The following is a 21,456-nucleotide window of genomic DNA, read 5'->3' as shown; positions in this document are numbered from 1 at the left end:
ACCGATGAAAGGAGTGGCTGCTGATGCCGGCCCAATTTCTGCTGAATATACTGATTGCTGTGCTGTGGACGCTGTTGATGGATGAAGATGCGTTCCACTTATCGACTTTCATCGCCGGCTACCTCGCCGGCATTGGCATCCTGTTTTTCATGCACCGCTTTTTCGGCACCAAATTTTATCTTTTGCGCGTCTATTCGACGGTTAAGCTGCTGTTCATCTTCATCTCGGAACTTGCTCAGTCCAGCTTGCTGATCATGAAGCAGATCCTGAGCCCGAAACTGAAAATAAAACCCGGCATCTTCACCTATGAACACAGCATGGTCGGCCCTTATGAATTGACGACGCTCGCTTTGCTGCTGACCTTGACGCCGGGTTCGGTCGTCATGGAAGTGTCGCCGGACGGCAAGACCTTCTATATCCATGCGATGGACGTCGAAGAGTCGCGCGACGATGTCCTGCGGTCCATCAAAGTTTTTGAAAAAGCTATTATGGAGGTGACCAGAGGATGATCCAAATTATGCTTACCGTGGCGTTATCGCTGTTCATCCTGGCCATCCTGCTTGCGCTCTACCGCATCATCCGCGGGCCATCGATGCCGGACCGGGTGGTTGCACTCGATATGATCGGCGTCAACTTGATTTCAGCAGTGGCGGTTTTTTCCGTCGCCCTTGAGACACGCGCCTTTCTGGAAGTCATTCTGATAGTCGGCATCCTGGCATTTATCAGCACCATCGCCTTGGCCAGGTTCGTGGAAAGGGGAGATATCGTTGAGCACAAACGGAAGCTTTGAATACCTTGGCGCTTTCCTGATTCTGATCGGTTCAATTATGGCCGTCATCAGTGCAATCGGAATACTCCGCCTTCCCGACGTCTATACCCGGTCGCACGCCGCCACCAAAAGCTCGACGCTTGCGGTATTGCTGTCGCTGACCGGCACATTCATCTATTTCTGGGCTGCAGAGAACTTCATCAGCGTCCGGCTGCTGCTGGGTATCGCGTTCGTTTTCCTGACAGCACCGGTCGCAGGCCACCTCATCACACGGGCGGCATACCGGTCGCACGTCAAACTCTCGGATTCCTCGACAGAAGACGCCTTGAAAGAAGTGCTCCATCCGGAGAAGACAGAAAAATGACAGGCAGCCTTTTCAGGCTGCCTGTCATTTTTTTGCGCTTATCGACAAGTTTATATTGATAGGCAGAGGGAAAAGGAAGGGAAAAAGCGGTAGAAGGGGATGCATGATGCAAAATGTCAAAGACACATTCAAAGAAGTCGCCGCTGCTATCCTGCCCGTGACAATCGTTGTCTTGATCCTGCAAGTCACCCTCATTCGCCTGCCGCTCGAAGCATTCCTGCAATTCTTGATCGGAGCGGCATTTGTCAGCATCGGCTTTTTCCTGTTCCTGCTCGGCGTGACTGCCGGGCTCCTGCCCGTTGGCGAATTGATCGGAAAACGGCTGCCGAGGACGAAGAAAAAGTCTCTTATCATTGGTACCGGATTCCTTCTCGGGCTGGTTGTCACAATCGCAGAGCCCGATGTCCGCGTGCTGGCCCGGCAGATCGACGGAGTCTCCCATGGCGAGATTCCCTCAGGTGTTCTGGTGCTATCCGTTGCTCTCGGCCTCGCCATATTTGTTGCACTGGCGATGGTGCGCACTATTTTCAGCATCCCTCTCCATTATTTCCTGGTGGGCGGATACGCCTTAGTATTTGCATTAGCCTCTTTCGTGCCGGACGAATACGTAGCAATATCATTCGATTCAGGCGGGGTCACCACCGGCCCCATGGCTGTCCCGTTCATCATGGCACTTGGCGTCGGCGTTGCAAGCGTCCTGCGCAGCGGCTCGCCGGCTTCGAGTGAAGGATTCGGGCTGATCGGCCTCGCTTCCATAGGCCCCATTCTGGCCCTTATGGTGCTGGGGGTGCTATTCCAGTGAATTTCCATGTATTTGAGGGTTTTGACGAAATCCTCAAAGAAGTAAGCCTGGCCCTGGTCCCGCTCATCCTGTTTTTCACGCTTTTCCAAGTGTTGTTGCTCCATCTCCCCAGACAGCGCATTTTTCAGATCATCCTCGGATTCGTGCTTACGTTCTTTGGAATGGCTTTTTTCCTGCAAGGTGTCCACATCGGTTTTTTCCCGATTGGCGATATGATGGGACAGGCCCTCGGGAAAAGCGATCGCATCTGGCTGGTCATTCCGATCGGCTTTGTCCTCGGATTCGCGGCAACTTTCGCCGAACCCGCCGTCAGCATCGTCAATGGAGAAGTCGACCGGGTGACCGGCGGCTATATATCGGAAAAAATGATGCTGTATACGGTATCGACCGGGGTCGGCATCTCCATCGCCCTTTCGATGGTCCGCATCCTGTATGGCATTTCCCTTTGGTATTTTCTCGTTCCCGGTTATATACTGGCTTTAATATTGATCTTTTTCTCAAGCAAGACCTTCATCGCCATCGCGTTCGATTCCGGCGGAGTGGCGACCGGCCCTATGACCGTGACATTCATCTCTGCCATGTCGGTCGGAATTGCTACCGCAACCGAAGGGCGCGACCCTCTGACAGACGGATTCGGGCTGATTGCCCTCGTGGCCCTGACGCCGATTATCGCCGTGCTCATCGTCGGGTTGATCTTTACAAGGAAAGGAGGCGCCGGCCAAGATGAATCTTAACCACAGACTGATGGTCGCCATCGTAAAACGCGGATACTCAAGGGCCGTAATTGCCGAAGCAAAGAAGGCAGGCGCAGACGGCGCAACAATCCTTTACGGCGAAGGAATCGGACGGAATGAAAAACCGACATTCCTCGGCCTCCCTGCAACCCATGAAAAAGACATCATCTTCATCGCAGTGGACGGAAGCATAGAAATGGCTGTAGCGGAAGCTGTAGCGAGCTGCGCGAAGCTCGGGCTACCAGGCAACGGACTCGGGTTCACAGTCCATTTGAACCAGCTTCTCGGGGTGCCTCACCTGTCCGACCGCATCAAATTCGTGAAACCGAAGAAAGGGGAACGCCAATTGAATTCGACCCAGGAACAATTTCAATTGATTGTCACCATCGTCAACAGCGGAGATTCCCAGAAAGTGGTGGCCGCTGCTGCAGAAGCCGGCGCAGAAGGCGGCACAATCCTCACCGGACGCGGCACCGGCGTGAATGAGCAGAAGAAATTCATGAACTTCTCCATCGATCCGGAAAAAGATATTGTTCTGACATTGGTCCCGGAAAGCTATGCACATGCTGTAGTGAAAAGCATCGAAAATGCCATCGATCTCTATTCTCCTGGGCAAGGCATCGCTTTTTTGATTGATGTCGAAGAAGTCTTCGGAGTCAACCATTCTTCACTGAACAAACCAAGCACTCCGTAAAATGGAAAAAGGGATGGAATCCTGTGGATTCCATCCCTTTGAGTTTTTAAACAAAAGATTAATTTTTCAATTAGATAAATAAAACAAATGGAAGCTGTACTGGATCCTCCACTTCAGGCGGACGCTTTCCGCGGGCTCGCGCCGAACTAACTCGGACTGGCGTCCGAGTGGATTTCGGCACTTCGCTATCCCGCAGGAGACGCCGCCTTCCGTTGCGGATCCTGAAGCCAACGGCTTGTACTTAGCGAATTAAAATTGAATCTATTTCTTCTGCCTCTTCGATTTGATACAAGTGACGCTCCCGAGCGGGCTGGCCACGAGACCACGGAAAGCGAAGTGGCCAGCCCGCTCGGGCTTATAAATCTCTATTCATTTAAATCAGACTTCGTCTGCAGCCTGAAAGGAAAGAAATCCTCTAGATTCCATCCCTTTTATTTCCGCAGGTGAAGAAATGTCAGCAGGACGATCCAGTATGGCGGGCGCGTTTCTTTTTTCGCGCGCTCCGCTTCGCTTTTCATTCGCCCTTTTTCGACTTGCTGCTTGATCGCCTGCATATGCTCGTACATTTCGGTTTCTTCGATTCGGAACATAAAGCTCTCCTCCTTTATTGGCTCTATTGGATTTCAATGTTGAATTCAAATGCCCATGGCTGGTTTGCGGAATATCAACAAGGAAACTGCCCAGAGCCTTTCTTAAAGAGCCAGTTCGCCAATATTCTGCAACTGCGTTTGTTTGGATGCAGCATCTCCGCCTTTGCCGGCAATCTCCCCTTCACTGACGCGGAGTTTGCTGCGCAGCACACCTTTCAGTTCCGGATTTGCTGCGCGGATGCTGCCGAACAGGTCGATTGCTGCCACCTTCTCTTTCAAGGTCTCTGCCGTTACGTCATCGTTCAGAATCAGCTGCCCTTCCACAATGAAGTTCAGTGTTCCGTCTGATTCCAGCAGCTCGCTCTCGGACCATTCTTCCTCCCCTTCGATGTAGACGAACCGGTCTGCATAAGACAGCACTTCCGTTTCCATCCGGTCGAGACGCTCGTAGACCAAGTCCTCAATTTCCTCACTGCAGACAATGAATGATTTGGAATCGATTTTTTCAAATGCACTTTCGAACATTTCCCGGGAAATACCGTCTTCTAAAATCAGCGGCTTTTTCGTTTTCAGCTTTCTGCTTTTAAAACTCCGGATCGAACGGGAATTAAGGCGAAGCATTTTCCGTGCGTTTTCATAGCCCGCAGGAATAATGTCGATTGCTCCGTTAGGCCCGGCATTCATTTTCTGGTAAAGGGTAACGGCCTGCTCTTCATGGACGACCGCCATCCCGTTAATGTCAATGTTCTGTATGTTTCTGCTGAACAATTCCATGTCCAACTCCTTCGGCAACGTCAGCAAACCGTTGACAATCAAATTGAGCGGGGCATCAGCAGCCTGCAGATAGGCATCGCTCAAAACGAGGTGGCCGTTTTCAAAGCGGGGCAAAGCGCCAGTGTAACTCTTAACCGAAAAACTGCCTTCAGTGAAAACCCGGCTTGCGGTTCCTGCCAGTCCGGGCGGTGCATATACATCGCCATTGATATTCAATTGCAGCCGGCCGTTCGCCAGCTTTTCCGAATCGACATCCGGCGCAAGGATCACCAGCCCATTGATGACCATCCTTACTTCTTGATCAATCGCGTCCAGATAAGCTGCATCAATTGTCAAATCGCCGTTATAATAGCCATAGCCTTCCGGCACTTCAATGGCACGGCCCAAGTTCCCGATGTTCAGCAGGGACAGCAGATGCGCTTGGCCGGTCCGGTAAAGCACCGCCCCCACGTTGCCGATTTCCTCATACGCTTGGACGCTTTCAGGTGTTGCGTTCAATAAATTCAGTAGCCCCACATTGCCGATTCGTTGTCCCATCAAAGATCACCCTCCAAATGTTTTCTTAGCCTTTTGATGGCCTGGTGCAGCTTGTACCTGACAGTGGCCGCTGGAATTCCCAGCCCTTCCCCGATCTCCTGGCTGGTCATGCCGAGCCAGTACCGCTTGAATACAAGATCGCTCAGTTCAGGCGGAAGCTTGCCGAGCAGCTCCGCCATTTCAATGCCGCTTGCAGCGTACCGCGGGTCCTGGAAGTCCATTTCCGTCTCCCAAGCCGACAGCCGGTGGTCCCTTCGCCGGTCGTCGATTAGCCGGTTTTTCATCACCCGGAAAAACCAGGCCCGCTGCTTGTGGAGAGGCAGATCCTGAAGCGTGCTTTCCTTCAAGGATTTCTCCCACGCATCCTGCACCAGGTCAAAGGCTTCCTGTTCATGCCGGGAAATGGAACGGGCAAATCGGATCAAGTCATCTTTCAAATTTTCAAGCATCGTATTTGCTTCCATTCCATTCCCCGCTTTCTGTTTTGCTGCCTCTTTCAATAAGATAACGGATGAACCGGGCAAAGTGTTTGAAAAAAATAAAAAAAATACCGGCAAGCTTTTCAGCTCGCCGGTATCTGGAATTTCTATTAATATGGATCTGCTTCGTGCCCTTTGGAAGCTGCAGCTTGCGCTACTTTGCTCGCTGCCGGCTTACCATAGACTTTCGGTCCATTTTCTTTCATTTCCTTGTTGTACTGGATTTTCTGCTCCATGTTTTCACGGACGCGGCGGCCATATTCTTCATCCGCCTGCGTGAAGTGATGGATCATTTCTTCCTGGATCCGTGGATCGCATACCGACAACGCATCACCCAGGTTATTGATCAGCTCTTCGCGCTCCCAGTCCTCAAAGCTGCGGTACGTCTCGCCCGCCTGGCCATAATTGTTTGTGCGGTCGATTGGCTGGCTGACCACCTTGCCGCTGTATTCCGGTTCATGAGGTGCTTTCGGCTCATCGACTTCCTTCACGCCGCCAAGCACTGACGGTTCGTAATTGATGTGCGGGTTTGGTACATGTTCGCTTGGCCGGTCCATCTGGCCGCCGTACTGATTCGTCGCCACACGCTTTTTCGGTGCGTTGACTGGCAGCTGCAGGTAGTTCGCCCCAATGCGGTAGCGCTGCGTATCGGAGTAAGAGAAGGTGCGCCCTTGCAGCATTTTATCGTCCGAGAAATCCATTCCGTCCACAAGGACTCCTGTACCAAATGCAGCCTGCTCAATCTCGGCATGGTAGTTTTCCGGGTTGCGGTTCAATACCATCTTGCCGACAGGAAGGAACGGGAATTTGTCCTGCGGCCATAGTTTGGTGTCGTCCAGCGGATCGAAATCCAGTTCCGGATGCTCATCATCGCTCATGATTTGAACGAACAGCTCCCATTCCGGATAATCGCCGCGTTCAATCGATTCGAACAAGTCTTCCGTCGCGTGGCCGACGTTCTCTGCCTGGATTTCATTGGCTTCTGCCTGCGTCAAGTTGCGGATGCCTTGCTTCGGCTCCCAATGGTATTTGACAAGGACTGCTTCGCCTTTGTCGTTGACCCATTTGTATGTGTTGACGCCGGAACCTTGCATATGGCGATATGTCGCCGGGATGCCCCATGGCGAGAACAGGAATGTGATCATATGCGTCGCTTCCGGGGTACGCGCAACAAAATCGAACATGCGCTGCGGATCCGGCACGTTGGAGACCGGATCGTTCTTGAAAGCGTGGATCATATCCGGGAATTTCATCGCATCGCGGATAAAGAAGATTTTTAAGTTGTTGCCGACCAGATCCCAGTTGCCGTCTTCCGTGTACATTTTCACGGCAAATCCGCGCGGGTCGCGTGCAGTTTCCGGGGAGTGCCGGGAGCCTGCCACTGTAGAGAAGCGCACCAAGAGCGGCGTCTGTTTGCCTGCGCCTGAGAACACTTTTGCGCGTGTGTATTTTTCCACCGGCTCGTCGCCAACTTTGCCGTAAGTTTCAAAGTAGCCAAACGCACCGGCACCGCGTGCGTGTACAATCCGTTCCGGAATTTCTTCCCGGTCAAAATGTGAGATTTTTTCGATGAAATGGTAGTTTTCAAGTGTAGCCGGTCCGCGATTGCCCACCGTCCGGATATTCTGGTTGTCCTTCACCGGATGGCCTTGGCGGGTCGTCAATGTTTCTTCGCTTTCGCCGGTGCCTTTCCGGTTCTTGAAATCTTCATTCTTCTCCTTCATGAAAATCCTCCTCCACATTAGTCTATCACCCTATAATCTTCCCTTTTCCCTTGCAAATAAACATGCGCATTTCCGCAAATTAATAGTTTATTTCTTCCAGATAGACAAAACGGCAGGAATATGAAAAACTTGAAGGAGAACGTTAGAGAGAAAGCAGGGTTGGAAATGAGTGTTGTATTAAAAGAAAAAGGGAGATGGGATCCCTTGAAGGTAGCAGCAAAAGTAACGGCCGCCTATCTGGCTTCCTTTTTCGCCCCACGGAAAGACAAGAAGAAAATCGTATTGATCGGCGGAAACCTGGGAGAAAAATATGAGGATAACGCAGCCGTCTTCCATAAGTACCTGGTGAACAACCACGGAGACCAAGTGACAGCCTATTGGATGTATGACCCGAAAACCTCCTACGCCCTGGACGGCAATATCCAGAATTCCGTTCCCCTGGGAAGCTTCCGGAATTACCTGCTGTTTTTCCAAGCCGATTACACCTTCCACGGACATTCTCTGCTCTATGATATCGCGCCTTCCGTTGATAAGTTTCTGTTCCTCAACCGAAAAACCATCATTACGCATGTCAGCCACGGCATAGAAGGATTCAAGAAGATTCTCATCCAAAAAGAGGATGTTCCTCTCCTGAAGCGTACCAATTACTTTAATTGCGCCTCGGAGTATGAAAAAGAGCTGAAATTGACGAAGTGGAACATTCCTGAACGCAAGCTCATCGTCACCGGCCTGCCGCGTTTTGACCGTTACGAACTGCACAAGCCCGCCAAGGAGGTAAAGAACATCCTCATGATGATGACTTGGCGCGAATGGCTTTTCGACCTGACCGAAGAAGAATTTATTGAAAGCGCTTATTTCCGGAATACGATGGGGCTGATCGGCCACCCTGGCATCCGGAAGCTGATTGCCGAAAACGGCCTCCATATGCAGGTAGCCCTCCACCCGTTCATGAAGAAATTCGAAAAGCATTTCAGCGGGCTGGAAAACAGCGATGCCGGCATCCAGTTCCTCGATGCCAAATACCACACCATCGAAAAAGCCATCGAAGAGAATGACCTGCTGCTGACCGACATCACCAGCGTGTCATGGGATTTCCTGTATCTGAATAAACCCATCATCTTCAATATGTTCGACCGCGATGAATACATCGCAAAGCGCGGAAGCTACCTCGATTTGGAAAAAGACCTGTACGGCTATAAAGCCGATACGATCGAAGAAGTCTACGGCTATCTGAAAAAAATCGTCGAAGAAAAGATCAGCACCAACGATTGGCATCCCTTGGCCACGCAGTACATCGATTTCTTCGACCATCAGAACTGCAAGCGCCTCGCCCAAAGAGTACTTGGCGTGGAATAAAAAACAGAAATCCCGGACGATCTTCGTCCGGGATTTTTTGGTTTGAGCGCTCTTTGCATTTTATGCTATAGTCGTAAAAAACTTATCTGCCATAAAAATCCGCGGAGAGGATGAGCGCCATGACAGAGGAATTGTTTCTAAAGGACAGTTACATAAAGGAATGCGAAACGGAAATCACCGCCATTGAAGGAAACCGGGTGGCCCTTAGCCGCACCCCTTTCTATCCCGGAGGCGGCGGCCAGGAAAACGATACCGGTGTCCTGATCCAGAACGGCAGCCAGACGGCAGTCACCAAAGTCAAAAAGGAAAGCGGAAAGATCTGGCACACCGTCACCGAACCGGAGCAGCTGGTTCTCGGAAAGGCCGTGGCAAAGATCGATTGGCAGCGGAGAGAAAACCTGATGAAGCACCATACCCTCCTCCATGTCATCGCCGCTGTTTTTAATGGGGAACGCGATTCCTTGTGCACCGGCAACCAGATCTATCCCGACAAAGCCCGCATTGACCTGACCGGCATATCAGATTTGGACCAGGAAGAAATCGGCCAATTGGCGGCCAGGGTGAACCAGGAAATCGCCCGCAACCATCCCGTTTCCACCAGGACGCTCCCACGGGAAGAGGCGGAAGGAGTTTCAGGTGCGATCAAGACAGTCGTCAACCTTATCCCCGAATCCGTCAAAGAAGTCCGGCTGGTGAAGATCGGCGACATCGATGAACAGGCCTGCGGCGGCACCCACGTCCGGGAAACCGGGGAAATCGGCCGGTTTGTACTCGATTCAACGAAAAACAAAGGCAAAGGCATCACCCGCCTTGAAGTCCATATCGTTTAACGAAAAAATCCCTCACGCAGCGTGAGGGATTTTTTATAGATCAATAGCCAGCTCCACCGGGCAATGGTCGGAGCCGAGTACATCGCTATGGATTGCCGCTCCCTGGAGTTTTGGGGCGAGCCGTTCCGAAACGATAAAATAGTCGATGCGCCAGCCGATGTTCCGCTCGCGGCAATTCGTCCGGTACGACCACCAGGAATAGCTGTCCGCTTGGTCCGGATAAAAATAGCGGAACGAGTCGACAAAGCCGCTGGCCAAAAACCGGCTCATTTTGTCCCGCTCCTCCGGCGTGAAGCCGGAGTTCTTCAAATTCGCTTTCGGGTTGCGCAAATCGATTTCAGCGTGGGCGACGTTCAAATCCCCGCACAGGATGACCGGCTTTTGCCGGTCGAGCGCTCTGACATAGGACAAAATGGCATCTTCCCAGCCAAGCCGGTAATCGAGCCGCAACAAGCCGTGCTGGGAATTCGGTGTATAGACATTCACCACGAAATACTCCTCGAATTCGAGCGTGATGATGCGCCCTTCCCGGTCGTGTTCATCGATGCCGAGCCCGTATTGCACCGAAAGCGCCTTCTGCTTTGTAAAGATGGCGGTTCCGGAATAGCCTTTCTTCTCTGCATAATTCCAATATGTATGGTAACCCGGAAGGTCCATCTCGATTTGCCCTTCCTGCAATTTGATTTCCTGCAGGCAGAATACGTCTGCATCTGCCGTTTCAAAAAAATCCATAAATCCTTTTTTCATTACAGCCCGAAGGCCGTTGACATTCCATGACACCAGTTTCAATGCCGCACCTTCTCTCAATCTCTTCTTTCCAGTGTACCGAAAAAAGAGCCCCTTCTCAAACTGTGTGTTTTATTGCCATTCGGAGTAAAATTCTGTAAAAATCCAGTAAATTCTTTGAATAATGCATCTTTTTTACGGACCTTCTTGTACAATGGACTTATCTATCACGCAAGGGGAATGAGCTATGAAGAAATTCACAAAAGAAGAGAAAAGCTGGGCGCTTTATGACTGGGGAAGCTCCGCCTATTCCATCATCATCACGACTGCGGTGTTTCCGCTTTACTACAAGGCTGCCGCAACCGAAGCGGGTGTTCCGTTGGCCGACTCCACCGCATACCTGGGCTATACCATCGCCATCTTCACGTTCATCCTGGCCATGATCGGCCCGATCCTCGGCACCATCGCCGACTATGAAGGGCTGAAAAAGAAGTTTTTTACTGCGTTCTTCCTGCTCGGAACCGTCTCCACCGCGCTCCTCGCATTCGTGCCGAGCGATAACTGGCTGATGCTGCTTATTTGTTATACGTTTGCAGCATTGGGGGCAACCGGCGCAAACGTATTTTATGATGCCTTTATTGTCGACGTCACCACTGCGAAACGCATGAACAATGTTTCCGCATTCGGCTACGGGCTTGGCTATATCGGTTCGACCATCCCGTTCATCCTATCGATCGCCATCATCCTTTTGGCATCAAGGGACATGATTCCGGTATCGACGATCAATGCCAGCCGCATCGCATTTCTGATCACCGCCGTTTGGTGGTTCGCATTTTCCATTCCGCTGTTCCGCCGCGTCCATCAGCGCCACTTTATCGAGCGTGAACCAAGCCCCGTCCGCCAGAGCATGAAGCGCCTCGGCAAGACCATCCGGGAAATCCGCCAATACCGCGCATTGTTCCTGTTCCTATTGGCGTACTTCTTCTACATTGACGGCGTCGGCACCATTATTGCGCTGTCCACCGCCTACGGCACGGACCTCGGCCTCTCGTCGACCAGCCTGCTGATCGTCCTGTTCGCCACCCAGGTCGTCGCAGCCCCGTTCGCGATTCTGTATGGCCGCCTGTCCGAACGCTTCACGGGAAAAAAGATGCTGTATGTCGGCATCTGCGTCTATATCGTCGTCTGCATCTACGCGTATTTCTTGGAGACCATCACCGACTTCTGGATTTTGGCGATGCTGGTCGCCACCAGCCAAGGTGGCATCCAGGCACTCAGCCGCTCGTACTTCGCGAAACTGGTCCCGAAAGAAAACTCGAATGAATTTTTCGGCTTCTACAACATCTTCGGCAAATTTGCAGCAATCCTCGGTCCGCTGCTGGTTGCCGTCACTTCCCAGGTCACCGGCAATTCCAGCATGGGCGTCTTCAGCCTTGTCGTGCTGTTCGTCATCGGGCTTGCAATCCTGTCGCGTGTGCCGGAACCCGAAGAGCACCCATCCGTCGAGGAGGCCGTCGCAGAATGAAAAAAACTGTCCAGGGCATGCGCCCTGGACAGTTTTTCATTTTGCCTTTATTTTTTATTCGTATCTTTTGGTGTAATCGTTGCGCTGCCGGAACCGGTAGTTGTTACATCAGAAGCGCCGAATTCCACAACTTCGATGCCGCCTTTTTCCTGTGCCGCTTCTTTTTCAGCTTTCTTAATTTCTTTTTCAGCCTTTTTTTCAGCTTTTTCATGCTCTTTTTGTGCTTTTTCTTCAGCTTTTATTTCTTTTTCAACTTCTTTTTCCTGCTTTTTCAGTTCTTTCTCTTCTTTCTTGTCTTCGCGTTTCGCTTTCAATTCATCGACTTTGCCTTTGGCTTTGTCGGTCACATCGCTGGTTTTATCTTTCACTTTGTCCGTTACGCCGCTGGTCTTGCCTTTTACCTGCTCCACGGTGCCGCTCAGTTTTTCCTTCGAGCCGGACGTCTTCTCTTTCAACGTTGCCTGCATCTCTTTGCCGCTCTTCGGAGTCAGAAGCAATCCTGCTGCAGCCCCGACAATAGCGCCAGTCACAGCGCCTTTGATGAATCCGCTGCCGCCGTTGCCGCTTTCTTCATAAATTTGAGGAGCTGGAATCTTGCCGCTGCGCACAAGGCGCTCTTCGACTTCTTCCACGATTTCATATAATGTACGGCCGTGCGCTTCCACTAACGGCACGTTCATGTGGAAATCCGATAAGCTTTCCTGGTCTCTGACAACGACGCAGTCATAATCCACCGCATCGGTTTTGTCCTTCAGCATCTCGGCATTATATCCTTTTTTCTCAAGTGCATCTTTTACTGAAACAAACGGTTCTTCTACTGCTACTTTGACCATTTTTTCTCCACTCCCTTTTCCGGTAATTGTGTATACTCCTTTATTTCCCCTGATTTACACGGCTATAAACACACCAATGTAAATGAAATATTTTTAATATAACCGCAACTCTTAACAATTCCGCGTTTGAGGGACCCCAAAAACGGCTATAGAAAAAAAGCTGCTTTCCTATAAGGAAAGCAGCTGGAGAGAATTATTGGACAGAAGCAGGCGTTTCCGCCAAACGGTCTGAACTACCTGATTTGATGCGTTCGCCGGTTTTCGGGTCGAAGAAATGCACATGCGACATATCGAAAGCGAGACGTGCAGTATGCCCCGGTTCAATCGAAGTGTTGGCGTCGACGCGGGCGATGAATTCCTGCTCCGCATAGACAGCATAGATGATCGTTTCCGCACCTGTCAGCTCCGACACGGTAATCGTCGCATCAAATTCGCTGACCGGCAGCCGCGACAAGTCCTCGCTGTTGACGTGGATATGCTCAGGTCGGATGCCGAGCGTCAGATCCGCTCCGTCGTAGCCTTGGCTCTTCAGAAGTTCAAGCTGTTCCGTCAGGATGTCCACTGCTTTGTCGCCGAGCTTGAACGTGCCGTTTTCGAGATGCCCTTCAAAGAAGTTCATCGCCGGTGAACCGATAAAGCCGCCGACAAACCGGTTTGCCGGATAGTCATAGACTTCCTTCGGGCTGCCGACCTGCTGGATAAAGCCGTCTTTCATGATGACAATCCGCGACGCCATCGTCATTGCTTCTGTCTGGTCATGCGTTACATAAATAGTAGTCGTCTTCAGACGGTGGTGGAGCTTCGCGATTTCGGCGCGCATCTGGACGCGCAGCTTGGCATCCAGATTGGAAAGCGGCTCATCCATGAGGAACACTTTCGCATCCCGGACAATCGCCCGTCCCAAAGCGACACGTTGGCGCTGGCCGCCCGAAAGCGCTTTCGGTTTGCGGTCCAAGTATTCCTCGAGCCCAAGGATCGCCGCCGCTTCGTTGACGCGCCGCTTGATTTCATCTTTTTTGAACTTGCGCAGCTTCAGACCGAACGCCATGTTTTCATATACGGTCATGTGCGGGTAAAGCGCATAGTTCTGGAACACCATTGCAATGTCGCGCTCTTTCGGCTGGACGTCGTTCATCCGTTTGCCGTCTATGTAAAACTCGCCTTCGGTGATTTCTTCGAGGCCGGCAATCATCCGCAAAGTTGTGGATTTTCCGCAGCCGGACGGACCGACGAAAACGATAAACTCTTCGTTTTTAATATCAAGATTAAAATCGGTAACGGCAACTGCGCCATTATCGTAAGTCTTGCCCAGGTTTTGAATCAGAATCTCTGCCATTTTGTCTGGTCCCCTTTGGTTTTTTCTTTTAATTATAAACGCTTCTCAGTATATTACAAATTCTATCATTTTTTGAAAAGGGCCAGCACTTGGTATATACTTCTAATTAGGTTTGCGAAAAGCAGAATATTCAGTTCTTAACAGTTTTACATTCGGTCGCTGGAGAAGCAACAAGAACTCGAGAGGCTATTTACTTCGTAAGCCGAAGTGGATTTATTTTTTTCAGCATTTATTTATCATATCAACAGAAGGAGTGGAAGAAGAATGAACAAACTAAAAGCATTCGGCATCTTGATCGTCGGGCTGGTTCTGCTGCTCAGCGGCTGTTCCGGCTTCCAGACCAGCAACAACGAGGAACCCGCCACCAACGAAGAAGGCAAGACCGTCATCGATTTTTGGACTTTCTGGGGTTCTGAAATCCGCCGTCCGATCATCGAGCAGATCATCACTGACTTCAATGAGTCGCAGGATGAAATTGAAGTGAAGCACACTTACCTTCCGTTCGGTGATATCTGGACGAAAGAACTGGCTGCTATCGCAGCAGGCAATCCGCCGGATGTCGTAATCAACGACATCAACGCGACCGCTCTCCGCGGGGAAAAGAACCAGGCTATGAACCTGGCGGACCTCCTGAAAGAAGACGACATTTCTGAGCGCTTCTATCCGGAATTGTGGAAAGCGACTTTGCATGAAGGCGATTCCTACGGCATTCCGTTCAATACGGACACACGCATTCTTTTCTACAATAAAGACGCTTTCAAAGAAGCCGGCCTGGATCCGGAAAAGCCGCCTACTACCTGGGCGGAGCTTGAGGAATATGCACAAAAGCTGGATAAGAAATCCGGCGAGGACTACGAGCGCATCGGATTCTATCCGCTATGGGGAATCGGCTATGACGTCTGGCTGCTGAATGCCAACGGCCAGAACTACTTCGATGAGCAGAACAATTTCGAAATCGATACAGCGAAAAACGAACAGGTTTTGAACTGGCTTAAGACTTGGAAAGACCGCTATGGCGAAAACGTCATCAACTCCTACCAGGCACAAATCGACAGCCAGCAGGGCCACCCGTTCTTCAGCGGCGACTTGGCCATGATTGCACAGACACCGACTTTCTACACGCAGATCCGCGATTACGCAAAGGATTTGAATTTCGGCGTTGCGACACTTCCAGAATATGAGGAAGGCAATGGCAATACGAGCTGGGGCGGCGGATTTGTCGCTGAAATCCCGGCAGGCGCCAAAAACCCTGAAGCTTCATGGGAGTTCATCAAATATTTGACCGACGTTGAAGCCCAAAAGTACTGGGCAGTGAAGAACTTTGACAACGTCGCTAACATTGAAGCGGCCGAAGAAGCGGCCAACTCGGATGAATTCACCGAGGACGGGAAAATGGTCTATGAAATGGCACTTGAGAACATGGAACATACGCTGTTGACGCCGGTTCCGGTCATCGCGCCTGATTTCAGCAGCTTGATCAACCCTAACGTGGATGAATTCATGCTCGGCTCCATGACCGCTAAGCAGGCGCTCGAGAAGTCGCAGGCGGATGTGGAAAACCTGATCCAGAAAAACCAGTAAGCAAGGAGGGACCGTCTTGGGGAAGAAAAGACTGACCATGCGGCGCAAAGAAAGCATTTACGGCTACATTTTCGTGTTGCCATGGATCATCGGATTTCTCGCATTTACTGCGGGACCTTTGGTATTTTCTTTTGTGGCAAGTTTTACAAACTATAATATTACATCTCAGATGGACTTTGTCGGCGCAGAGAATTATCAAGGACTCTTTACAGAGGACAGTCTTTTTTGGACCTCACTTTGGAACACCTTGTATTTCGTCATCTTTTCTGTACCGCTGACCACGATGGGCGCGATTTTCCTTTCCGCCCTGCTCAATCAAGACATTCCCGGCATGCGTTTCTTCCGGACGCTGTACTACCTGCCGGCTGTCCTGTCGGGCGTCGGCGTTTACATGCTATGGATGCAGCTTCTGGATCCCGGTACCGGAATGGTCAATCTGGTGCTGGGCTGGTTCGGCATCGACGGCCCGAACTGGCTGTTCGACCCGGATTGGACAAAGCCTTCCATCATTTTCATGAAATTATGGAGCGTCGGAGGTTCAATGCTCCTATACCTGGCCAGCATGCAGGGCGTCTCCAAATCGCTTTATGAAGCGGCCGAAATCGATGGCGCAAACACGTGGAAGAAATTTTTCCATATCACGATCCCGATGATTACGCCGGTCATCTTCTTCGATGTCGTTACGAGCCTGATTGGCGGATTCCAGATTTTCCAGGAAGCATATGTCATGTCGAATAACGGCGAAGGCGGACCCGCCAATTCATTGTTGTTCTATAACCTGTACATGTGGAAGCAGGCATTCACCAACTTCAATATGGGCTATGCCATGGCAATGTCCTGGATCCTGTTCGTCATCGTGTTCATCATGACGATTTTCAACCTGAAACTTGCTCCCCGCTGGGTGCATTACGAAGGGGAGGAGAAGTAGATGGATAAGCCGACAGATAACCTGGATTACCTTGACCGTGCGGATGATCTGAAGAGCATCGAGAAAAGCAATGAGAACCCGAGCTTCTTTGAACACCGCGGAAACCGGAAGAACTTTCTGGTCATTTTCAACTTCATTTTGCTGGCAATCGGGAGCCTGTTGATTCTCTCCCCTCTCTGGTGGATGTTTGCGACTTCCTTGAAGACGATGGCGGAAGTCATGTCTTTCCCGCCTTCTTTCTTCCCGGAAGACTGGCTGTTCAGCAACTATATCCGCACGTGGGAAGCAGCGCCGTTCACCCGCTATACCATCAATACGCTGGTGATCACGACGTTCGTAGTAGTCGGAAACGTGCTGTCCAATTCATTCATCGCCTACGGATTCGCCAAGATCCCCTTTAAGGGCAAGAACGTTTTGTTCGCCATCGTCCTCGCGACGATGATGATTCCGGGGTTTGTTACATTGATTCCGCAATACGTCCTATTCGCCAATCTCGGCTGGATCAATACGTACTACCCGCTGATCGTGCCGGCGTTTTTCGGCAGCGCGTTCAATATCTTCCTGCTGCGCCAGTTCTATATGACGATTCCGACCGAATTGATCGAAGCAGCGAAGATCGAAGGCGCGAGCCATTTCTACATCTGGTGGAAGATCGGATTGCCGCTCACGAAACCGGCCATCGCGACAGTCGCCATCTTCTCGTTCAACGGTGCCTGGAACGACTTCCTCGGGCCATTGCTTTATTTGAACGACGAGAATTTGTACACGCTGCAGATCGGCCTGCAAGTTTTCAAAGGCCAATTGAGCACGCAGTGGAATTACCTGATGGCCGGCTCGCTGCTCGTGCTGCTGCCTGTCATCGTGATTTTCTTCATCTTCCAGAAGTACTTTATCCAAGGCATCAACTTGCAGTCCGGCGGAAAATAAAGCCCGGCTTGCGATACACCCTCTGCGCACTGGGCGCGGAGGGTGTTTTTTTGTTGTCTCAGGCTTTTAAAGTACTGTTGAGCGCGAGATTCTCCATTGGCTTTTCGATTTCGGCTCTCCGTTAAAGAGAAAAGCTTACCGTCGGCGAAAAGCAAAGAAGGTTTTTTAGTGTTTTTCCGTTTTATTTGCGCTCAGGAGAATTTATTTGCGTTCAGAAACTTTTATTTGCGTTCATGCAGATTTATTTGCGTTTAAAAATCTTTATTTGCGTTCAACAGGATTTATTTGCGTTCAACAAAATTCGACACGAAAAAAGGCATCCCCGAAAGGATACCCTGAATGCGCAGATTGCTTACACTGCTGCTGTTTTCTCTTTTTTGATCTGCTTGCTGCGGAGTTGTCCGCAAGCTGCGTCGATGTCCGCGCCTTGTTCGTGGCGGACGCCGCAGTTGATGCCTTTCTTCTTCAAAGCGTCGTAGAAAGCGCTGATCGCTTCCGGCGTGCTCTGCTGGTACTGATCGTGTTCGCTGACCGAGTTGTATGGAATCAGGTTGACGTACGACAGATGGCGCTTGTCTTCGAGCAGCTTCGCGAGCTTGTTCGCTTCTTCGACATGGTCGTTGACGTCGCGCAATAAAATATACTCGAATGTGATGCGGCGGTTGGATTTCTCCAAGTAGTAATCGATTGCATCCATCAATTTCTCGATCGGATACGCTTTGTTGATTTTCATGATACGCGAACGCAATTCGTTCGTCGGCGCATGGATGGAAATCGCCAAGTTGACTTGCAGGCCTTCGTCCGCATAATCGTAGATTTTCGGTACGATGCCGCTTGTTGATACAGTGATGTGGCGCGCCCCGATCGCCAGTCCTTTTTGGGAGTTGACGACTGTCAGGAAGTCCATCAAGTTCGAATAGTTGTCAAATGGTTCGCCGATGCCCATGACCACGATGTGGCTCACGCGCTCGTCTTTTTGCTGCGCATCGAAATGCGCCTGCACTTGCATGATCTGCTCGACGATTTCGCCCGCGTTCAAATCGCGGCTCTTTTTCAAAAGTCCGCTTGCACAGAAACTGCAGCCGATGTTGCAGCCGACCTGTGTCGTAACACAGACCGAGTTGCCGTATTTAAAACGCATCAAGACCGTTTCGATCAAGTTGCCGTCCTGCAGGCGGAAAAGGAATTTGATCGTGCCGTCGGCAGATTCCTGTTTGACTGCTTCTTCCAATGTCCGGATGGCAAAGTTCTCTTCCAAAAGCGCGATGACCTCTTTGCTGAGGTTGTTCATCTGCGAGAATTCAGTGACGCGTTTGATATATAGCCAGTCCCATACTTGTTCAGCACGGTACTTCTTCTGGCCGTTTTCTAAAAACCATTCTTTTAGTTGATCTACTGTCAATCCATAGATGGAATTTTTCATTATTAGTACCCTCATTTCGGAATTTCACAATTGCTTATTATAATACTAAATTTAGAGCTTGACAACAACTATTTTCGTTTAGACTGAAAACTCTGCTTTTATTGCCGGATTAAAGGGGTGGAAATAGGGTAAAAGCTTTATACAGAGGAGGCGATCAAATGGCGGAAATTACACATATCGGCTTGGCTGTTCCCGACCTTGACCGCGCAGCGGAATGGTATTGCAAAGTCCTGGGCTTTTACATATTGTCAGGCCCGTTCGAATTCGATGCGGCCACCGAAGAACCGGACCACATGACACTGGATCTGCAGGGGCCGGAGATCACCAAAATGCGGAACATCCACCTCATGTCGCTCGGCGGAGTCGGCATTGAATTGTTCGAGTTCCAGGAAGCGGACATCAAAGGCGAACAGCTTTTCCCTCACCGGGGCTTTTTCCATGTCTGCCTGATCGTGGAGAACCTGATCGAGACGATCGAGCGGATCGTCCTGCACGGCGGCCGACAGCGCAGCAAAATCCACCAGACGACCAAGGACAAGAACCATTACCTGGTTTACATGGAAGACCCGTTCGGCAATATCCTGGAACTGTCGAGCCGCAACACATCCGAAATGTACGGCAATAAATAAGAAAAGCGCAAGCGCCCGTTTAGGCCCGACAAGCGCTGGAGGATTTGGCGGGCATGGCGTTCTCTGCCATGACTGCCAGAACCGAAGCGACTCGAGGGGCTGGGCGCTGGAGTCTGGACAATAAGAAAAGCGCAAGCGCCCGTTTAGCCCTGAAAAACGCTGAAAAGTTAATTTTTATTGAGCATGTAAAAAGCCAGCCGTCCTCATGGGGACCGGCTGGCTTTTATCATATTTCTATACCGTCTGTTCTTTTTTCACGAGCATCGAGCCGTGTTCGGCCAAATTCGTGTGCCAAGAAAAGGCTTTTTCCAGCACATGCGGTGTCTGTCCGCCGCGTGTCAAGGCTTCCGCGTAGTATTCACGCAGCGCTTCGCGGTACATCGGATGCACGCAGTTTTCGATGATAACGACGACCCGCTCGCGCGGCGCCAGGCCGCGGAGGTCCGCATAGCCCTGCTCCGTGACGACGACATCGACGTCGTGCTCGGTGTGGTCGACGTGCGAAACGAACGGCACGACGCTTGAAATCCGCCCTTCTTTCGCAATCGATTTCGTGACGAATACCGCGAGCCGCGCATTGCGCGCAAAGTCGCCGGACCCGCCGATGCCGTTCATCATCTTCGAACCGGACACATGCGTCGAATTGACGTTGCCGTAGATGTCGAACTCCAAAGCCGTGTTGATCGAAATGAGACCTAAACGGCGGATGAGTTCCGGATGGTTTGAAATCTCCTGCGGACGCATAACGATTTTATTGCGGTAGTTATCGAAGTTGCCGAAGACCTGCTTCATTTTCGGTTCCGACAGGGTGATCGAGCAGCAGGAAGCAAACTCGACTTTGCCGGCATCGATCAAGTCGAATACCGCGTCCTGCAGCACTTCCGAATAGACTTCAAGGCCTTCGAATTCCGAGTCGATCATGCCGTGCAGCACGGCGTTCGCCACAGACCCAATGCCTGACTGCAGCGGCGCAAGCGTCTCGGTCAGGCGGCCGGCACGGATCTCCGAGCGGAAAAATTCCAGCAGGTGGTCCGCCATGATTTTCGTTTCTTCGTCCGGCGCGACGATGTTCGACGGTGAATCCAGTTGTTCGGTGAAAACGATGCCGCGCACTTTGTCCATATCGATCGGAATGCCAATCGTGCCGATGCGCTGGTCGACGGTCGTCAACGGGATCGGCATCCGCTCCCCTTGTTTGCCGGTATCATAGATGTCGTGCAGCCCTTCAAACAGCTCCGGCTGCGCTGTGTTGATTTCAACAATAATGTTTTTGGCGTGCTTCACGAAAACGGAAGAGTTGCCGACGGAAGTCGTCGGAATGATCATGCCGTCCTCCGTAATCGACAGCGCCTCCACGATTGCGAAATCGATCGGTTCAATGACGTTCGAGCGGATCCATTCCGCAGTATGGGATAGGTGGTGGTCCACAAACAGCATTTCGCCTTCGTTGATTTTCTTGCGCATCGCAGGCTCTGCCTGGAAAGGCAAGCGTTTATTGACAATGCCGGCCTCCGCAAACAAACGGTCAATATCCGACCCCAGCGAGGCTCCGGTAAAGACGTTCACTTTGAAGCTTTCCGTTTCTGCGCGTTTGACCAGCGCAAAAGGAACCGCTTTCACATCGCCCGCCCGCGTAAATCCGCTAAGCCCCAATGTCATGCCGTCGCCGATCCACGATGCGGCTTCTTCCGGAGTCACGACCCGGTCCTGCAATTCAGCTGCTCTGATCCGTCCAAGATTGTTTTCCATATCCATCACTCTCTTTCGAAGTTAATAAGTAAACCTTTTCAAAATAAAGCGTTTTCATAAGCGTCCGCTCAATTGAGCGCCGCCGCTTTCCCTGAAAAGGGTATAGGTTGTCATTATCTAATGGAGGTTAATTATTAGATAATTTT

At 51.0% G+C, this 21,456-nt stretch carries 22 protein-coding genes; 13 read left to right on the top strand and 9 right to left on the bottom strand.

Annotated elements, in window-relative coordinates:
• Positions 1–23 precede the first annotated feature (23 nt).
• The 6 genes from ACFSDB_RS01530 (at position 24) to ACFSDB_RS01505 (ending at position 3,363) form a co-directional block, all read left to right on the top strand.
• Complete coding sequence (locus ACFSDB_RS01530; protein WP_204891406.1) at positions 24–509, top strand: Na+/H+ antiporter subunit E; 486 nt, start codon at positions 24–26, stop codon at positions 507–509.
• Positions 506–790 (top strand): Na(+)/H(+) antiporter subunit F1, encoded by a 285-nt coding sequence (locus tag ACFSDB_RS01525; protein ID WP_204891407.1) that lies wholly within the window; start codon positions 506–508, stop codon positions 788–790. Before ACFSDB_RS01530 ends, ACFSDB_RS01525 begins: the two co-directional genes overlap by 4 nt.
• Positions 768–1,133: a Na+/H+ antiporter subunit G gene (locus ACFSDB_RS01520; RefSeq protein ID WP_204891408.1), complete on the top strand. Its 366-nt coding sequence runs from the start codon at positions 768–770 to the stop codon at positions 1,131–1,133. Before ACFSDB_RS01525 ends, ACFSDB_RS01520 begins: the two co-directional genes overlap by 23 nt.
• 106 nt (positions 1,134–1,239) lie before the next feature.
• Positions 1,240–1,935 carry a DUF1538 domain-containing protein gene (locus ACFSDB_RS01515; RefSeq protein WP_204891694.1) on the top strand — a complete coding sequence of 232 codons (696 nt, stop codon included), beginning with the start codon at positions 1,240–1,242 and terminating at the stop codon, positions 1,933–1,935.
• The gene (locus tag ACFSDB_RS01510; RefSeq protein ID WP_204891409.1) at positions 1,932–2,669 is read left to right on the top strand and encodes a DUF1538 domain-containing protein; all 738 of its coding nucleotides are present in this window, start codon (positions 1,932–1,934) and stop codon (positions 2,667–2,669) included. Before ACFSDB_RS01515 ends, ACFSDB_RS01510 begins: the two co-directional genes overlap by 4 nt.
• Positions 2,659–3,363 (top strand): P-II family nitrogen regulator, encoded by a 705-nt coding sequence (locus tag ACFSDB_RS01505; RefSeq protein WP_204891410.1) that lies wholly within the window; start codon positions 2,659–2,661, stop codon positions 3,361–3,363. Before ACFSDB_RS01510 ends, ACFSDB_RS01505 begins: the two co-directional genes overlap by 11 nt.
• 431 nt (positions 3,364–3,794) lie before the next feature.
• On the opposite strand, the gene ACFSDB_RS01500 is transcribed toward ACFSDB_RS01505, so the two are convergent.
• The 4 genes from ACFSDB_RS01500 to ACFSDB_RS01485 all read right to left on the bottom strand — a co-directional run bounded on the left by ACFSDB_RS01500 (position 3,795) and on the right by ACFSDB_RS01485 (position 7,467).
• Positions 3,795–3,953 (bottom strand): hypothetical protein, encoded by a 159-nt coding sequence (locus ACFSDB_RS01500; protein WP_204891411.1) that lies wholly within the window; start codon positions 3,951–3,953, stop codon positions 3,795–3,797.
• 102 nt (positions 3,954–4,055) lie between these two features.
• On the bottom strand, positions 4,056–5,264 hold the full coding sequence (locus ACFSDB_RS01495) for a hypothetical protein (RefSeq protein ID WP_204891412.1): 1,209 nt from the start codon (positions 5,262–5,264) through the stop codon (positions 4,056–4,058).
• Positions 5,264–5,764: an RNA polymerase sigma factor gene (locus ACFSDB_RS01490; RefSeq protein ID WP_377338999.1), complete on the bottom strand. Its 501-nt coding sequence runs from the start codon at positions 5,762–5,764 to the stop codon at positions 5,264–5,266. Before ACFSDB_RS01490 ends, ACFSDB_RS01495 begins: the two co-directional genes overlap by 1 nt.
• Before the next feature lie 89 nt (positions 5,765–5,853).
• The gene (locus tag ACFSDB_RS01485) at positions 5,854–7,467 is read right to left on the bottom strand and encodes a catalase (protein WP_204891414.1); all 1,614 of its coding nucleotides are present in this window, start codon (positions 7,465–7,467) and stop codon (positions 5,854–5,856) included.
• A gap of 165 nt (positions 7,468–7,632) precedes the next feature.
• Between ACFSDB_RS01485 and ACFSDB_RS01480 the strand changes: the two genes are divergently transcribed.
• Positions 7,633–8,823, top strand: coding sequence for a CDP-glycerol glycerophosphotransferase family protein (locus ACFSDB_RS01480; RefSeq protein WP_204891415.1), 1,191 nt, complete (start codon positions 7,633–7,635; stop codon positions 8,821–8,823).
• Between the two features lie 119 nt (positions 8,824–8,942).
• The gene (locus tag ACFSDB_RS01475) at positions 8,943–9,653 is read left to right on the top strand and encodes an alanyl-tRNA editing protein (RefSeq protein ID WP_204891416.1); all 711 of its coding nucleotides are present in this window, start codon (positions 8,943–8,945) and stop codon (positions 9,651–9,653) included.
• 33 nt (positions 9,654–9,686) lie between these two features.
• Here the strand turns inward: ACFSDB_RS01475 and ACFSDB_RS01470 are convergent, their stop codons facing one another.
• Positions 9,687–10,442, bottom strand: coding sequence for an exodeoxyribonuclease III (locus ACFSDB_RS01470; RefSeq protein WP_204891417.1), 756 nt, complete (start codon positions 10,440–10,442; stop codon positions 9,687–9,689).
• 184 nt (positions 10,443–10,626) lie between these two features.
• Between ACFSDB_RS01470 and ACFSDB_RS01465 the strand changes: the two genes are divergently transcribed.
• A complete protein-coding gene (locus ACFSDB_RS01465; RefSeq protein WP_204891418.1) occupies positions 10,627–11,904 on the top strand; it encodes an MFS transporter in 1,278 nt (425 codons plus the stop codon).
• Between the two features lie 47 nt (positions 11,905–11,951).
• Here ACFSDB_RS01465 and ACFSDB_RS01460 read toward each other — a convergent pair whose 3' ends face one another.
• The gene (locus ACFSDB_RS01460; protein ID WP_204891419.1) at positions 11,952–12,737 is read right to left on the bottom strand and encodes a YkuS family protein; all 786 of its coding nucleotides are present in this window, start codon (positions 12,735–12,737) and stop codon (positions 11,952–11,954) included.
• 193 nt (positions 12,738–12,930) lie between these two features.
• Complete coding sequence (locus ACFSDB_RS01455) at positions 12,931–14,073, bottom strand: ABC transporter ATP-binding protein (protein ID WP_204891420.1); 1,143 nt, start codon at positions 14,071–14,073, stop codon at positions 12,931–12,933.
• A gap of 264 nt (positions 14,074–14,337) precedes the next feature.
• On the opposite strand from ACFSDB_RS01455, the gene ACFSDB_RS01450 reads away from it, so the two are divergent.
• From ACFSDB_RS01450 to ACFSDB_RS01440, 3 genes are read left to right on the top strand one after another with little or no spacing between them, the layout of a single operon-like run.
• Positions 14,338–15,654: an ABC transporter substrate-binding protein gene (locus ACFSDB_RS01450; RefSeq protein WP_204891421.1), complete on the top strand. Its 1,317-nt coding sequence runs from the start codon at positions 14,338–14,340 to the stop codon at positions 15,652–15,654.
• Between the two features lie 16 nt (positions 15,655–15,670).
• Positions 15,671–16,582, top strand: coding sequence for a carbohydrate ABC transporter permease (locus ACFSDB_RS01445; protein ID WP_377338881.1), 912 nt, complete (start codon positions 15,671–15,673; stop codon positions 16,580–16,582).
• Positions 16,583–17,509 (top strand): carbohydrate ABC transporter permease, encoded by a 927-nt coding sequence (locus tag ACFSDB_RS01440; RefSeq protein ID WP_204891422.1) that lies wholly within the window; start codon positions 16,583–16,585, stop codon positions 17,507–17,509.
• Between the two features lie 352 nt (positions 17,510–17,861).
• On the opposite strand, the gene rlmN is transcribed toward ACFSDB_RS01440, so the two are convergent.
• On the bottom strand, positions 17,862–18,932 hold the full coding sequence (rlmN, locus tag ACFSDB_RS01435; protein WP_204891423.1) for a dual-specificity RNA methyltransferase RlmN: 1,071 nt from the start codon (positions 18,930–18,932) through the stop codon (positions 17,862–17,864).
• Between the two features lie 158 nt (positions 18,933–19,090).
• On the opposite strand from rlmN, the gene ACFSDB_RS01430 reads away from it, so the two are divergent.
• Complete coding sequence (locus ACFSDB_RS01430) at positions 19,091–19,561, top strand: VOC family protein (protein ID WP_204891424.1); 471 nt, start codon at positions 19,091–19,093, stop codon at positions 19,559–19,561.
• Between the two features lie 234 nt (positions 19,562–19,795).
• Here the strand turns inward: ACFSDB_RS01430 and ACFSDB_RS01425 are convergent, their stop codons facing one another.
• Positions 19,796–21,310 (bottom strand): acetyl-CoA hydrolase/transferase family protein, encoded by a 1,515-nt coding sequence (locus tag ACFSDB_RS01425; RefSeq protein WP_204891425.1) that lies wholly within the window; start codon positions 21,308–21,310, stop codon positions 19,796–19,798.
• Positions 21,311–21,456 lie beyond the last annotated feature (146 nt).

This window comes from Planococcus chinensis (assembly GCF_042681545.1).
Taxonomy (GTDB): domain Bacteria; phylum Bacillota; class Bacilli; order Bacillales_A; family Planococcaceae; genus Planococcus; species Planococcus chinensis.
Note: the sequence above shows the minus strand (reverse complement) of the source record. Positions and strands in the feature narration are given on the sequence as shown.